Source organism: Haloarcula sp. R1-2 (assembly GCF_011627385.1).
GTDB classification, from domain to species: domain Archaea; phylum Halobacteriota; class Halobacteria; order Halobacteriales; family Haloarculaceae; genus Haloarcula; species Haloarcula marismortui.
Genome location: NZ_JAANTG010000004.1, coordinates 254846 through 268436, shown reverse-complemented (window position 1 = coordinate 268436; position 13591 = coordinate 254846). Strand labels below are relative to the sequence as shown.

The window sequence follows — 13591 nt, the reverse complement described above, 5'->3', positions numbered from 1 at the left end:
TGTCGACCGGCGCGTCAGTCCTCGCCGTCCGCGGTTGCGTTCCCGAGCACGTCGTCGGGTTCGATCCAGATGACGAATTCGTCTTCGCCGTCGCGGTCGACGACACCGTTGATGTAATCGCCGTCGACTGGGGCGGTGTTCACTTCGGATTCAGCGACAGGCACGACCTGCCGGACCTCGTCGACGATCCAGCCCATCGCGCCCTGTTCCTCGAACACACCTGCATCAAAGACGACGATGAGGTTCTCCGACCCGTCGCTTTCGATATCCATCATCTCCTTGGGGTTGAGGATCGTCGTAATCTGCCCCCGGAGGTCAACGACGCCCTCGACGTAGTCGTCGGTGTTGGGAACGCGGGTGACCGACTCGCGTTTGACAATCTCCTCAACGTAGTCGATGTCGAGACAGTAGTACTCGTCGCCGAGCGCGAATTCGAGTACCCGGACCAGTTCTTCTGTCTGGGTCGCGTCGTCGTCGATAGCCGCGGCGCGAGCACCACCCTCGGTCGTGGCGGTGTTGTCCGACGCCATCGCCTCCTCAATGAGTTCCTGGTCCGGCAACTCGACGCCAGTCGGCCCCTGCATCGGGCTGGCCGACGCCGACAGGTCATCCGTCGGCTGGTCGGCAACACCGGCGTCGACGTTCTCAGGGGTCATCTGTGCGGAGGCCTCTGCCGCTCGCTGTGCGGCGGCCATCGCGTCGGTGTCGCTCTGGTCAGTGGCGGCGCTGTCGGAGTCAGTGTCGGTGTCGCCGTCATTGGCAACCTGTCCATCGGCCGCAGCCGCTTCGTTAGACGCGTCATCGCTGGCGGCGGTCGCCGGTTCCGCGTCGGCGGCCTCGCCCGCCGTCGCCTCGGTTTCGCCCTCATCGTCGGGCTGTTTGCCGGACCCGTCCGCGGAGGCTTCGTCCTGCTCCGCGGTGTCGTCGGTAGTTTCTGCCTTGTTCCCCTCGCGCATCTGTCGGATGCGCTCCGCTCTGTCCATGCGTTCGTCGTCACTCATGCTGGTACCTCTGTGTCGGTAAAGCCGAACTGCTCGTCGAGTTCTTCGGCGATGTCCTCGAAGACAGCCGCCATGTCGCACGATTCCTCGGTCGCGAAGATAGACTGGCCGGCGCTGAACGCGCGCTGGAGCGCGACTCGCTTGCGGACCTCCCAGACAGGGCTGTCCGGGAACGCCATGTTGAACCATTCGAGCATCGTCTCGTCCTCGGACGTGGTCTCGACGCGGTTGGCGACGACGCCGAGTGTGTTGATCGATGCGTCGGTCTGGCGCTCCATCGCGGCCATCTGGTCCATCAGCAGTTCGATGGCCCGCTCGGAGGTGGCCTCAGTCAGTGCCGGAATGAGGACGTTCTGTGCGGCGTACATACCGGTGTCGGTCAGCTTCCCGTAGAACGGCGGGCAGTCGATGATAACGTAGTCGTAGTCGGCATCGAGTGTCGACAGCGCCCGGTCGAGCGTGTCGAGCGCGTGTGACCCTGTGACCATCTCCGGCGTGATGTTGATAGCGAACGAAGCCAGCGCGGCCTGGTCGATATCCCCGCCCTGGGTGTTGACCCGGGCGATGAGGTCGGCGATGGTCAGTTCGTGTTCGGCCTGGAGCATATCGATGCTGGAGGGGATCACGTCCATCTCCTCGCCCTCGCAGATTAGCTCACCCAGCGCCGATGGGTCGCCGGTCAGTGCGTCGAACAGCGTCGGCGGGTCGGCGTCGTACGCCTCGACGAGGCCGACGCCTTCCGTGGCGTTGCCCTGCGGGTCGAGGTCGATAAAGAGGACGTCCCGGCCGCGGTCGTTCAGTGCACCGGCTACGTTGATAGCAACTGTCGTCTTTCCGGTCCCGCCTTTCGCGTTGGTCACACAGAAGCGGGCTGGACCGGTTCCTGATTGCCGGTTCATCATCCAAGTATCCACAGGTCGACTCCGAGCCACTATAAAAATGTGGTCCCGATTATCAACGTCGCAACTGGGGGACGGAACGCGGACGAGACGGAAACACCCGCGAGCGTGTGCATGACGGCCGTCTGACGGTGTGCAAGATTTATGATTGTGTAGATTGAAGAGTCAGTATCATGACCATCAACCCGCGCGATTACGACCTCGACGAGTTACGGAAGATGGCTCGTCAGCGGGGCAACGGGATGGGCGACGAGGACGTCCCGGACCCGACGGACCTTGACATGGGGCTTGACGACGCCGATGAAGAGGTGCTTGCAGGAAGTTCGTTCCGCTCCGGGCTGTACCGTGAACTGCTGCCGTTCCTCAGTGGTGACGCACAGGAGAAGCCCTATCTCGAAGCACTGCCCGAGACCTACGCCGCAGAGTTCGTGGTCTTCGAGTGGCTTGAGTTCCTCCTGATGCACTCCGGGTATAAGGGAGCCGACGAAGCGCTCGATTACTATCGCTCGATCGACTGGCTAACCGAGGACGTACAGGACGACCTCTCGGATTACCTGCTTGGTATCGACGAGTCCGCGACCAACGACGACAACGAACTGAGCGTTGACGACCATATGCTAAGTCTCGTCTATATTGCGAAGCTCACTGCGATGACGTAACGTCCGTTTTCAGGACCAATTCTTTCCACCGAATTCCTGTTATTGAGCGGGATTCAGTATCAGCTCCCCGAGGGGACAGCTATCAGTCCTGAATACTAGGGAGAGGATATATATCGGGCGGTCGACAAGGACGACCGTATATGAGTGACGAGGATGCGGACGACGACACCGGGTCCGAATCGGACGCCGGTGTGTCGTCAGACGGCGCTGCCGCTGTTCCGGTCGGGGTCAAGCTCGGGAGCACCCGGACCGTCATTGCCCTGCCGGGCGAACACGGCACGGAGAACCAGATTATCAAGACACTGACGTGCATGGCGACGTACGAGGACGCCCTGACCGGCGAGGAGAAGATCCTCTACGGCGAAGAAGCGGCCCGCGAGTATCCGGACCGCGTCGAGTACATGCTTCGGTCGGGGCTCCCCGAGGACGCTGACCGGGCCGAGATGACCAAGACGTTCTTCGAGGCCATCATCGAGGAGCACGACATCCCGGCAAACAGCGGCGTCGTGTACGCCATCCCGACTATCGACAATCCGACCGGACTGGAGAACCTGCAGAACGTCATCGAGAACTCCTCTATCGGGCTGGACCTCGTCGAGAGCTATCCGGAGTCGCTGTGTGGCTCCATCCCGGCCTTTGGCGACGATCTTGAAGCTATCGACGAGATCTTCGTCGCTGTCAACATGGGGTCGACGAACCTCGAAGCCTCCGCGTACCGTCGCGGCGAGCAGCTCTCCCCCTTCACGACGGGCGCGGTGACCGGGAACGAAGTCGACCGGATGATCGCCAACTACGTTGAGGAAGAAACGCAGGGCCGTGTCAACATCGACAACCAGACTGCCCGAGAATACAAGGAAGAACACGCCGACTTCGTCGATTTCGAACCGTTCACCGATATCATCCAGCAGCCCGGCGGCGGCTCACACGAGTTCACTATCGAGCGCTCTGTGATGGACGCGGTCAACGAGTACCTCGACGACGCCGTCGACGAACTGGCGAACACGTTCCTGCCGGAGCTGGCAAACGACTACATGAAAGTGTACCAGCTCGCGCTGGACCGCCCGATCGCCATCACCGGCGGTATGGCCTGCATCCCCGGCATCGTCGACGAGTTCGAAGAACGACTCAGTGCGGAGCTGAACCGCGACATTGATGTCATCGCTGCCGACGAACCGGACATCGCGCCGACCATCGGCGCACAGCGGATCGCGGCGCGTCTCGTCGAGACCAACTAGGGATTCCGCCAGCAGTCCAGCCACCGCTCGATTCTGGGCTCGGACTGTTCCATCTTGTGACCACGATCGGCCGAGAGCAGTTCGAATACGTCAGTGTCGATTCCGAGGCTGGTCGCGCCGGTCGAGAGACCACCACCCTGTCGCTCCTGCGACGACCCCCCACCGAGTTGGGTACGTGGCATACACTCGGCTACAGGAGCCTGACACCTAAAGCCAAGTCAGACAACCGGCTGACGGACGCGGAACGGGCCCAGCGACTGTGTCTTTCCCCATCCCTGTTCTCGCTAGCCGCTTCGGAGAACCGTCAACTCTCGTTATTAATTGTGGCTGTTTACCACCCCTCATGTGATGTACTGCCACTAAGCGGCTGTTACAGCCTGTCTCCCGCCCAGACCGACTATGGTCAGGAGAAAATTTATATCCTTCAGTAGAATATATACAATTATAATGGATTGCACCAACTGTGGCACGCGGATGTCATACAACGACCAGACGACAAAACTCACCGAGTTCGTCTGTCCCAGTTGTCACGAAACCGTCATCGACTGGAAAGCCGAGGCCCGCAACGCCCGCGTTCACTGACCGGTCCCGTCCGCTTTTTGATCGATAGTCCACTGTCAGCCACTGCTCTGGCTATTGACTCTCTTTTCCGAACCGTTCCTGACTTCGACAGCGGCCCATGCTGGCGCTCCTGCGTCGGCCGGCGATGTGTCGCCGAGCGCTTTGCTGCCCACATCAACGATGGTGCCCACAAGAGTGTGCATATTCGTTCAGAAACGATTGCCGAATCTTTTTATATTTCAGGAGGAGATAACGAGGCAATGGCAGATTCGTCACGCATCGGCTGTCTCTTCGTCGACGCCTGTACGGACGAGCAGGCGACGGCGTACGACTGGTGTCAGGAGGCGGTCGACGGTGCGGAGCGATGTGCACTCTCTTCGGTCGAGCCGACCGAATACGACGTCCTCTGGTGGCATCGGGACGAACTGTTCGACGAGCGCTCGCTGGCTGACGCACCGGCGCTGGCTGCGTACGTTCGCGACGGCGGGACCCTCCTGCTGACGCTGAGTGCGCTCCCGGCTGTCGAACCGCTGGGGTTCGAGGAGGTCGCGCCAGACGCCACCGGCTGGGAAGAGGTTCCGGAGCCGACCGGCCACCTCTGGCAGGCGCTGTACGACGACCACCCGATTCACGCAGACTACGACACCCTTCGCGTTCACACCCGCGGTGCCGGTGTCACGATACCCTACGCGAGATACGAGTCTATCGCGCCCCGGTCAGGGGACGTGCTCGCGAGCACAATCCGGGGCGACACCGATGTAGTCAAACAGATGGCGATACTCTCTTGGGAGCCCGGCGACGGGCAGGTACTGGGCATCGGGTCCTCCGTCGCGTTCGCACAGCCGACCCACGACGTGTGTCAGGGCAACCGCGAGACGCTCATCGAGAACGCACTGGCGTTTCTGGCGGCAGACGAACGGCACCCGCTGACCGGCCGCCCGAAGGATGTTGACACGCTCGGGCAGTTGCGCGAGCGTCTCGACGACGACCCGAGTCGTCCGTCCTATCATGTGACGCCGCCGGCAAACTGGCTCAACGACCCGAACGGGCTCATCCACTGGAACGGTCGCTATCACCTGTTCTACCAGTACAACCCCGCCGGACCGTTTCACAACACGATCCACTGGGGCCACGCCGTCAGCGACGACCTCGTCCACTGGGAGGACCGCCCCGTCGCGCTCACGCCCTCGCCCGACGGGCCGGACCGGGATGGCTGCTGGTCCGGCTGTGCGGTCGACAACGCTGGCGTTCCGACCGTGCTGTACACGGGCGGCCGCGACAAGCGCCAGCTCCCCTGTATCGCCACCGCTGCGGACGACGACCTTACGGCCTGGGACAAGGACCCGGAAAACCCCATCATCGAGGAGCTACCGGCCGAACCGGAAGTGCTCCGCACCGAGGACTGGGAGGGAGAGTTCCGGGACCACTGCGTCTGGCGCGAGAACGAAACTTGGTACCAGCTCATCGGAGCCGGTATCGAGGGCGGCGGCGGCGCGGCGCTGCTGTACGAGTCCGCCGACCTCCGGAACTGGGAGTACCAGGGGCCGATCCTTGCTGGCGACCGCGACACCGCCGGGACTGTCTGGGAGTGCCCGGAACTACTCGATTTCGGCGACAGACAGCTCCTCCACATCTCGAACTACGAGGACGTGGTGTACTTTCTCGGCACCTATGAGGACGGCGAGTTCGATGTCGACCGGCGCGACAAGCTCGACCACGGCGACTTCTACGCCCCGCAGTCGATGTGGACCGACGACGGCCGCATCCTGACATGGGGATGGCTTCCTGAAGCCCGCGACGTGAGCGGGCAGTGGGACGCCGGCTGGTCCGGTGCGATGTCGCTGCCCCGGGAGTTGTCGCTGGCCGACGACGGCGGCCTCTGCCAGCGGCCAGCTCCTGAGCTCACAGAGCTACGGGGCGAGAACACCAGTTACGACGTGGTGCGCCTCGATGCCGGCGATACCGAGCAGTTGTCAGTCGAGAGCCGGTCATTCGAGCTTCGTGCCACGGTTCGACTGGAAGACGCCGAGGCCATCGAGCTGTCCGTCCTCGAATCGCCGGACGGCGAGGAACGGACGCCGATTCGATACTCGTATGAGAGCGAAATCGCCGTCGACCGGTCGGCCTCAAGCACTGACCCGCAGGCAACCGGCGACACCCAGACGATGCGAGTCCGACCGTACGACGCGCCGCTGTCGCTGCGTGTCTTCGTCGACGGGAGCGTTGTTGAGGTGTTCGCCAACGAACGGCACTGCCTGACCAGCCGTGTGTACCCGACCCGCGAGGACGCCACCGGCATCTCGCTGTCGGCCGAGGGCGGGCACGCGACTATCGCGTCGCTGGACGTCTGGGAACTGGACTCTGTCTGGTAGACAGTCCCGGCCGAATTCCTGTGAAAAGACCGCTTTGAGACGCTTTACTTCCGCTCAGCCTCGGCTCGCGCGCCGTAGCCACCGGTACTGGTATCGTTGTGTTTCCCGCGCCGAATCAGCTCTCGGTCCGTCAGTGGGAGTGTCTCGCCGTCCAGCGGGATGTGCCAGTGCCCGAGCGACCCGATAATGCGTGTCCGGCTCCCCTCCACCTCAAGCCGGAGCGTCGGGCCGAGTGAGCCGCCGAACCGGCGCATCTGCTCAGACTCGGACAGATGGGCGATTTCGTCTAGCGTCTCGCCGTCGAAGTCGTAGTAGTTGAAGAAGCTCTGGACCAGCACCTCGTCGCCGTGGGGAAACGCCATCCACGAGTAGGACTGGAACGGCGCGTTTTCGGGGTTCGTAGCGACGAGGCCCGACTCGTTTAGCGGGACGTAATCGCCGCGGAGGTCCTCGGCGACAAAGCCATACAGCGCGTCGAACCCCTCAAGGCCCGGCGCGAACGTGTGGAGGTGGCTGGAGATAAAGAGGTAGTAGAGGCCGTCCCGATACACGACGTGGGGTCGTTCGAGTTCCTGATTGACGCCCACAGCGTCCAGCAGTGGGTCTTCGAGCTCCCACGCCAGCGGGTCGCCCGTCGGCGAGCGAGCGATGCCCACGCTCCCGTTAAATTCCTGTAGCGCGTCGTCGCCACCACAGACGTCGCTGCCCTCCGGTACTGGCGTGTTCGCCTCGAACAGGAGCCACGTCTCGCCCGTTTCTGGGTCTTCGAAGAACCACGGGTCGCGGAAGGTGTATATCATCCTGCGGGACTGGTCTTCGCGCTCGTAGCGGTCGCCGTCGGGCTGGAGCAGTTCGTGATGGGTCCACGGACCGCAAAGCTCGAACTCGTCGGCCGTTTCGATGCTGCCGCCGCCCGCGCCGACGATGCGTTGTGTGTAGGTCAGGTCTTCGGCCCCTTCCTCGCCGGCCGCAGTGTAGAACAAATAAACGCTGCCGTCGTCGTCATACAGTGCCGACCCGGCCCACTGGCGCTGGCCCAGCGGCTCCTCGAACACCGGGCCGGCGTTGTGCCAGTTGCGACCGTCGTCGGAGTAGAAACAGCGGATGGTCGCCACATCGTGGCGCTTACCGGGCAACAGGTCCGATGGGGCGGTCAGCGAGAAACAGACCCGGTAGCCATCGACTGTCGCCAGCGTGCCGTCGCGGTTACGGAGGAACCAGGTATCCCAGATATGGACCTCGGGAATCTGTTCGGTTTGGGGCGGGTAGACGATGGGGGCAACGGTGTCGTCAGTCCGCTCGATCCGACTCGCCTGCTCGCGTGTCCACCCGGCGCGCCCCTTCGTTCCGGAACAACCCTCGCCGAGCGCCTCGTTTGTCATACCTCACGTTGGGCCGACCACGGCTATAAATGTTGCCGGGAAGGTACCACGGGTGTTGTATGAAGATTTTCTAATACGTGTGTTCTCGGGGGAGGGCTGGCTGAAAAAAACAGACAGTTAGTAGTTCAGAACCGGCAAGCAGTGCGTTACTCGCTTGAGTCCTCACTTCCGCTGGCACCCTCTGGGCCGGTGATATCGAGCGGCCGGACCCACTCATACCAGATGAAGACGACGCCGAGGCCGTACCCCAGCGCCCAGACAGCGCTCCCGACCCAGGGGTAGCCAAGCGTGCTGAATCCCCAGTTTGCGAGGCCCGGGAGGATGATAGCAGCGAGAACCGTCAGCACTAATATCGCTGTGTCTCGGGTATTCACAGTTGTGGCCTCCCAATCGCTGTGCCGTTCATACCTCAAGATAGGCTCGGACACTCGTGAGTCTGTCGGAACACCGAACCGTGACCGGGACGGAACTGACGCCGTAGCCGTCCCATTTTTATCATCGTATGCCCTACCCCGGATGTCGGGAATGTCTCAGAACCACACAGACCGGTCGTCTTCGGAAGACATCGAGTGGTGCTACGATGCTGTCCATCGTGTGTCGCGGACGTTTAGTCTCACAATTTCGGAACTCAACGAACCGATGGCCCGGGACATCTGTCTGGGCTATCTTCTTTGTCGTGTGGCTGACACGATTGAGGACGCCGGCCATCTCCCTCCAGCGGTACAGACCGAACTCTTGCAGACGTATAGTCGCTCGCTCGAACCATCGAGCGGGACGACCGTGTCATCGTTCCACGACGCCGTCGAGGAGTGGATTCCCACGACGACGAACGCTGACTGGGAAGTCGTCGAGAACGCGGGCCGTATCGTCGACGTGTTTCACACGCTTGACGACCACTCCACGCAGACCATCCGCGGGCCGGTCCGGGAGCTCGTCGATGGGATGGCGATGTTCGTCGACCGCTACGCCGACGCCGGTGGGCTTCGAATCAAGACGCTCGACGAACTCGAAGAGTACTGCTGGTACGCCGCAGGCACTGTGGGCACGCTGGTGACCGGGCTGGTTTCCCATGAAGCCACCGACGAGCAGATCGCCCAGATGGAGGAAAACGCCCGCTCCTTTGCCCTGCTGCTCCAGCTCGTCAACGTCGCCAAGGACGCCGCAACGGACATGGAAGAGGAGAACAACGTCTACCTCCCGCTGGAACTACTCCACGAACAGGGGCTTGATCACAGCGACGTGAGCGACACCGGCAACGTCGATTCGCTGGTGCCCGTCATCGAGCAGGTCACCGAGCGAGCAGAGGGCTATCTCGACGACGCACAGGCGTGGCTCGAAGCCATGCCCGAAACCCGCGGTAACACCCTCTCAGCGTGGGCCATTCCGTTCCTGCTCGCGGTCGGGACGATCCGTGAACTACGCGAACGACCCGCCGACGTCATCGAGCAGGGCAACGTCAAAATTTCTCGCGAGGAGGTCCACTCCGTGACACAGCAGTTCGGCGGCGACAACGACCCCTCTATCGGGGAACTGCGGGCCAAAATCCGCCAACAGCCGCTCCACCAGTACTGACGACCACCAGAGACATTCCCTTTTGCAGTCGCGTCCGTGGCCCGGCCATCGTTGCACATACACACGGACAGCGCCCCGCTCTATCGGTGACTGCTGGCCTCCGCCTCGCGTGCGTCGTACTTCTGAACGAGTTCGCGGAGCCACCAGAGCTTCAATCCGCCCATCGCAAGCGTTGCGACTGTGGCGCTGACCGGCCGACGACGCCAGGCAGCGTACAGAGCAACGACCGACGCTAGCGCGCCGCCGGTGTTACAGATGTTCGGGTACCTGAGGCCCATGGTCCCGTTGGCCTGTTCAGTGATCCACCACCGCTCTGCCAGCACAGCACGGGTCATCCAGGCGTCCTCGGTCTCGGGCGGGGCAAACAGGACTGGATTGACCAGTGTCCACAGGAGGGCCGCAGTCAGGAGCCGCCAGTCCCGCTGATACACTGCGTACACGATGACAGCGCCGGTCGGCACGCGCGACCAGCCGCTCTTTGGATTCGCATGGCGGGTCCAGAACCAATCCCGCACGCTGTCCGCTCGCACTGTTGTCATATATCCAACTCAACGTGGTCGAGGGAAAACGCTACTGCCACTCGAAGCCGGGGACAGAACACTCATGTCCGCCCTGTGTGAACGCCGTCTATGGCCACAGCGGCGTCGGGACTCTCCGAGCCACAGGTACTCGCCCGGACGAAAGACCGGCTGTTTGCGGACCGCGAGGACGCCTACGTCGTCGCGGACACGCAGTTCGCACAGCAACGTTGGCTGGACGACACCCCTATCGAGGCGGCCGTGCAGGCGACGCTCGCGCCGTTCAACCACGTCCGGGTCGGAACGGGCTATCCCGACCTCGTCGGCGTACAGACGCTCTCGACGGACCTGTTGTCCGTCGACCGACTCGGTGACCGGCCGCCGCTGATCGCCATCGAGGCGAAGGGGTACACCGGCAACGGTGGCGTCGACGCTGAGCGCGGGGTCGTGCAGGCCCACGACCGACTCAACGAGGCCAACGTGGCCTTCCTGACCGCGCCACGGAGTGGCATCTCCACCGCCGCGCGGACGATGGCCCGCGAGCTAAACGTCGGCGTGCTGGGCGTCGACTCCGATGGCTCGGTCTCGGTCCTCGAACGGCCCCGCGTGGTCGGCCACGGGTCGATGGACGCCGCTTCGGCGATCCGGTTCCAGGCCAGCGCTCAGGGTGTCGCCGACCAGAATTTCGGACTCAACCATCCGAAGAACTACATTGCGGTGCCGCTGGCCGTCCACCACGAGGGCGACACGCGGGACCTGCTTGCGTCTCACGTGGTCAGAGCCGTCGACGGTGCTCTCGCCGGGGCGGCGTTTCTGAACCTGATCGACACCGGTCAGGGCACGCTCACGCTGACGCCGCTGGGTCGGGAGGTTGTCCGGTTCGCGCTCCGGACGGTCGGCGACATAGACGCCGCACTCCGCCGGTTCGAGGACTGGCAGCGGTCCCGCAAGCGATTCATCGACATCGCGCCACAGTGGGGCCAGCTCGTCCGCCGTGTCGTCTCAGACTATCCAGCCACGGAACTCCTCGTTGACGGGCTCTACGCCTGCCATCGGGACGGCTACGAGTCCCCGTCGCTCGTCGAGTTCGTCGAGTACCTCCACGCGCTGCACCCCGAGTTCACCGTCGAACTGTTCCTCCGCGGCGACGAGACCGTCCGCCAGCGGGTGTTGACCGGCGACGGGGAACTCCGCCGCTCGGAACTGGCCGACGGCAGCGTCTATCACTCCCCCACTGTGTTCCAACTGAAGGCGATCTACTACCACGCCGGCATCGTGACTGACCGGGGCGCAGAACCCTCGAATCTCGACCCTGAGACGGACGAGTGGGCGCTGTGTGACCCGCTCGCGTAGCGGCGGGCATCCAGGCGCTCCAGTAGCTCTACCGACACATAACGCTGAAGCGTGGGTAGCCCCTACTGTGATACAATGTCTCAGACCCTGGAGCTCCCCAACGGCGATGTCGTCTCGCCCGACGACGTGTTCTGCTACAACGACTACCCCTACCGACTCGTCTGGCTGGATGACGATACCCACGAGTTCGCGCTCTCCCCGCTGTACTGGGGCGACAGCGGCATGGACATCCCGTTCCGCGACCGGGAGGCACTCGTCGACCAGTGGGAAGTCGATTCTCACGGACAGATGACGGCCGAAGAGTGGGCGGACTGGCTCGACGACGCGACAGAGGACCCCCGCTACAGCGACGACGAGGTCACGTCGCTTGCGGCCGCGCTCCCGACAGAGTGGGACTCCACGGGCGGGGACCCGGACTCCGGCGGCGGAATTCTGGACCGCCTCGGACTGTAAGCGCTGTCGCCGGACTCTGAAAGGTATTAATCCGTTCGTCCTGCAACCCCTGTCATGGAACCACTCTGGCTCGCCGCTGGCGGGGCCGCTCTCGCCGTGGGCCTCGCGCTGGCGTTTGCGATTACCCGCCGCTCATCCAGCAGTGCGTCGAAACGCGCCCACGAGGCCGCACAGGAGCGAGAACCGCCGGTCGAACTCGGGGAGACCTACGAGTTCGGCATCACCGAATTCAGTGACCACCACTCCGGCGACCGCGTCGCTGTTGGGAAAGTCGAGGGCTTCGTCCTATTCACCGAAGACGTGCCGTCGTCGGTGTCAGCCGGCGACGTGATCCGAGCGACGGTGCTGTCGTTCAACCGGGGCCACACCTCCGCCGACGCTCGATTCGTCGAACGCGCCTGAGCGAATTGAGCGTCGGCAGTAGCGGAAGCGAACACAGCCTGGCCGACGCCGACTCGCCAGTCCCGATGTGGATGGAGAAACCGATATGTGCCTACCACGATAAAACAGGGCATGAGCGAATCGGACGGGCAGAGCACGCCACAGGACACCCGGGAGGTCATTATGGAGGCCACCTTTCGGGCGCTGAGCAAGCACGGCTATAAGGACTTGCGGGTCCGGGACATCGGCGAGGAGATGGAGATGTCTCGGCAGGTGATCCACTATCATTTCGACGGCAAGTACGACCTGATATCTTCGTTTCTGGAGTACATTATCGACCAGTACGAGGGCAGTGTCGAAGTCGATGATGAAACCGACCCCCGTACAGAACTCGATGTCCGCATCGACCGGTGCCTGTTCGGTCCGGAATTCGACGACTTTTCACACTGGGACCGGATGAAGGTGTACCACGAGCTGTACGCCTACGCGCAAAACGACGACGAGCACCGGGCGCTGTTCAACGAGCACTACGACCGACTTCGCAAAAGCATCTCCACAGTCATCGAAGACGGAGTCGAGCAGGGCACGTTTCGCGATGTTGACGCTGAACTGATGGGGCAGCTCATCACGGACGTGATTCACGCGGCCCGCGGCCGGCGGATTGCGCTTGGCCACGAGGACGCACCCGACGAGGCCAAGCGGGCCGTCAACGACTTTATTCTCGACTCGCTGTACCCGCCGCAGTAGATTGGGCTGAAAAGGCAGCGTCAGAGGGGGCTAATACCGACGCTGAGCGCCCATGTTCCAGTTGCCGACGCCGCGACGACGAGCGCCCCGCCTGCAAGCGTCACGTTCTTCAGGAAACTGTTCAGTTCGTCCTGCCGGTCCTCGTCCGGCACGGCCCAGAAGTCGTGCATCGCAACCGCCGAGACGATGAGGAACACGGCGAGGGCGACCGCTGCGACGACTGGGAAGACACCCACGGTCACACCGAGCCCGCCAAGGATGAGGAGCCCACCGGACGCGAGGACGGAGAATCTCGGCGCCGGGAGGCCCTTGTACTCGGCGTAGCCGGCCATCTGTTCGGTCTGCGTAAAGTGGCTCAGGCCCGTAAAGGCGAGCACGCCGCCGAAGAGGACACGGCCGGCGACGAGCAACACGACGTTGAGTTCGGGTGCCATCACAAACTCACCACCGAGCCCACG

16 protein-coding genes are annotated in these 13591 nt (G+C 63.1%); 9 read left to right on the top strand and 7 right to left on the bottom strand.

The annotated features are described in order from the left end of the window. Positions 1-14: 14 nt before the first annotated feature. The gene (locus G9C82_RS17495; RefSeq protein WP_127014814.1) at positions 15-1001 is read right to left on the bottom strand and encodes a chemotaxis protein CheW; all 987 of its coding nucleotides are present in this window, start codon (positions 999-1001) and stop codon (positions 15-17) included. Further along, positions 998-1903, bottom strand: coding sequence for a ParA family protein (locus G9C82_RS17490; RefSeq protein ID WP_004957149.1), 906 nt, complete (start codon positions 1901-1903; stop codon positions 998-1000). Before G9C82_RS17490 ends, G9C82_RS17495 begins: the two co-directional genes overlap by 4 nt. Positions 1904-2073: 170 nt before the next feature. On the opposite strand from G9C82_RS17490, the gene G9C82_RS17485 reads away from it, so the two are divergent. Together G9C82_RS17485 and G9C82_RS17480 are read left to right on the top strand one after the other, a co-directional pair. Further along, a complete protein-coding gene (locus G9C82_RS17485) occupies positions 2074-2559 on the top strand; it encodes a FlaD/FlaE family flagellar protein (RefSeq protein ID WP_004957147.1) in 486 nt (161 codons plus the stop codon). A 140-nt stretch (positions 2560-2699) separates the two neighbouring features. Next, a complete protein-coding gene (locus G9C82_RS17480; protein WP_004957146.1) occupies positions 2700-3794 on the top strand; it encodes a rod shape-determining protein in 1095 nt (364 codons plus the stop codon). Here G9C82_RS17480 and G9C82_RS17475 read toward each other — a convergent pair. Next, positions 3791-3976, bottom strand: coding sequence for a hypothetical protein (locus G9C82_RS17475; protein ID WP_007190784.1), 186 nt, complete (start codon positions 3974-3976; stop codon positions 3791-3793). The two genes, G9C82_RS17480 and G9C82_RS17475, sit on opposite strands and share 4 nt — an antisense overlap. A gap of 265 nt (positions 3977-4241) precedes the next feature. Between G9C82_RS17475 and G9C82_RS20940 the strand changes: the two genes are divergently transcribed. Together G9C82_RS20940 and G9C82_RS17470 are read left to right on the top strand one after the other, a co-directional pair. Further along, positions 4242-4376, top strand: coding sequence for a hypothetical protein (locus G9C82_RS20940; RefSeq protein ID WP_023843340.1), 135 nt, complete (start codon positions 4242-4244; stop codon positions 4374-4376). A gap of 239 nt (positions 4377-4615) precedes the next feature. Next, positions 4616-6727, top strand: a complete 2112-nt coding sequence (locus G9C82_RS17470) for a GH32 C-terminal domain-containing protein (protein WP_127014813.1) — start codon at positions 4616-4618, stop codon at positions 6725-6727. Between the two features lie 44 nt (positions 6728-6771). On the opposite strand, the gene G9C82_RS17465 is transcribed toward G9C82_RS17470, so the two are convergent. Then, on the bottom strand, positions 6772-8109 hold the full coding sequence (locus G9C82_RS17465) for a glycoside hydrolase family 68 protein (RefSeq protein ID WP_127014812.1): 1338 nt from the start codon (positions 8107-8109) through the stop codon (positions 6772-6774). Between the two features lie 146 nt (positions 8110-8255). Next, positions 8256-8483 (bottom strand): hypothetical protein, encoded by a 228-nt coding sequence (locus G9C82_RS17460; RefSeq protein WP_241244130.1) that lies wholly within the window; start codon positions 8481-8483, stop codon positions 8256-8258. A gap of 151 nt (positions 8484-8634) precedes the next feature. Between G9C82_RS17460 and G9C82_RS17455 the strand changes: the two genes are divergently transcribed. Continuing rightward, entirely contained in the window at positions 8635-9681 is a 1047-nt protein-coding gene (locus G9C82_RS17455; protein WP_004957137.1) for a phytoene/squalene synthase family protein, read from the top strand. Positions 9682-9761: 80 nt separating this feature from the next. Here G9C82_RS17455 and G9C82_RS17450 read toward each other — a convergent pair whose 3' ends face one another. Continuing rightward, a complete protein-coding gene (locus tag G9C82_RS17450) occupies positions 9762-10220 on the bottom strand; it encodes a DUF6653 family protein (protein ID WP_127014811.1) in 459 nt (152 codons plus the stop codon). 90 nt (positions 10221-10310) lie between these two features. Between G9C82_RS17450 and G9C82_RS17445 the strand changes: the two genes are divergently transcribed. From G9C82_RS17445 to G9C82_RS17430, 4 genes are all read left to right on the top strand, one after another. Beyond that, positions 10311-11552 (top strand): hypothetical protein, encoded by a 1242-nt coding sequence (locus G9C82_RS17445; protein ID WP_127014810.1) that lies wholly within the window; start codon positions 10311-10313, stop codon positions 11550-11552. A gap of 75 nt (positions 11553-11627) precedes the next feature. Next, positions 11628-12005 (top strand): hypothetical protein, encoded by a 378-nt coding sequence (locus G9C82_RS17440; protein WP_007190792.1) that lies wholly within the window; start codon positions 11628-11630, stop codon positions 12003-12005. A gap of 54 nt (positions 12006-12059) precedes the next feature. Beyond that, positions 12060-12407 (top strand): TRAM domain-containing protein, encoded by a 348-nt coding sequence (locus tag G9C82_RS17435; protein ID WP_004957129.1) that lies wholly within the window; start codon positions 12060-12062, stop codon positions 12405-12407. Between the two features lie 111 nt (positions 12408-12518). Continuing rightward, the gene (locus tag G9C82_RS17430; protein ID WP_004957127.1) at positions 12519-13133 is read left to right on the top strand and encodes a TetR/AcrR family transcriptional regulator; all 615 of its coding nucleotides are present in this window, start codon (positions 12519-12521) and stop codon (positions 13131-13133) included. 20 nt (positions 13134-13153) lie between these two features. Here G9C82_RS17430 and G9C82_RS17425 read toward each other — a convergent pair whose 3' ends face one another. Continuing rightward, on the bottom strand, positions 13154-13567 hold the full coding sequence (locus G9C82_RS17425; protein WP_007190793.1) for a DoxX family membrane protein: 414 nt from the start codon (positions 13565-13567) through the stop codon (positions 13154-13156). Positions 13568-13591 lie beyond the last annotated feature (24 nt).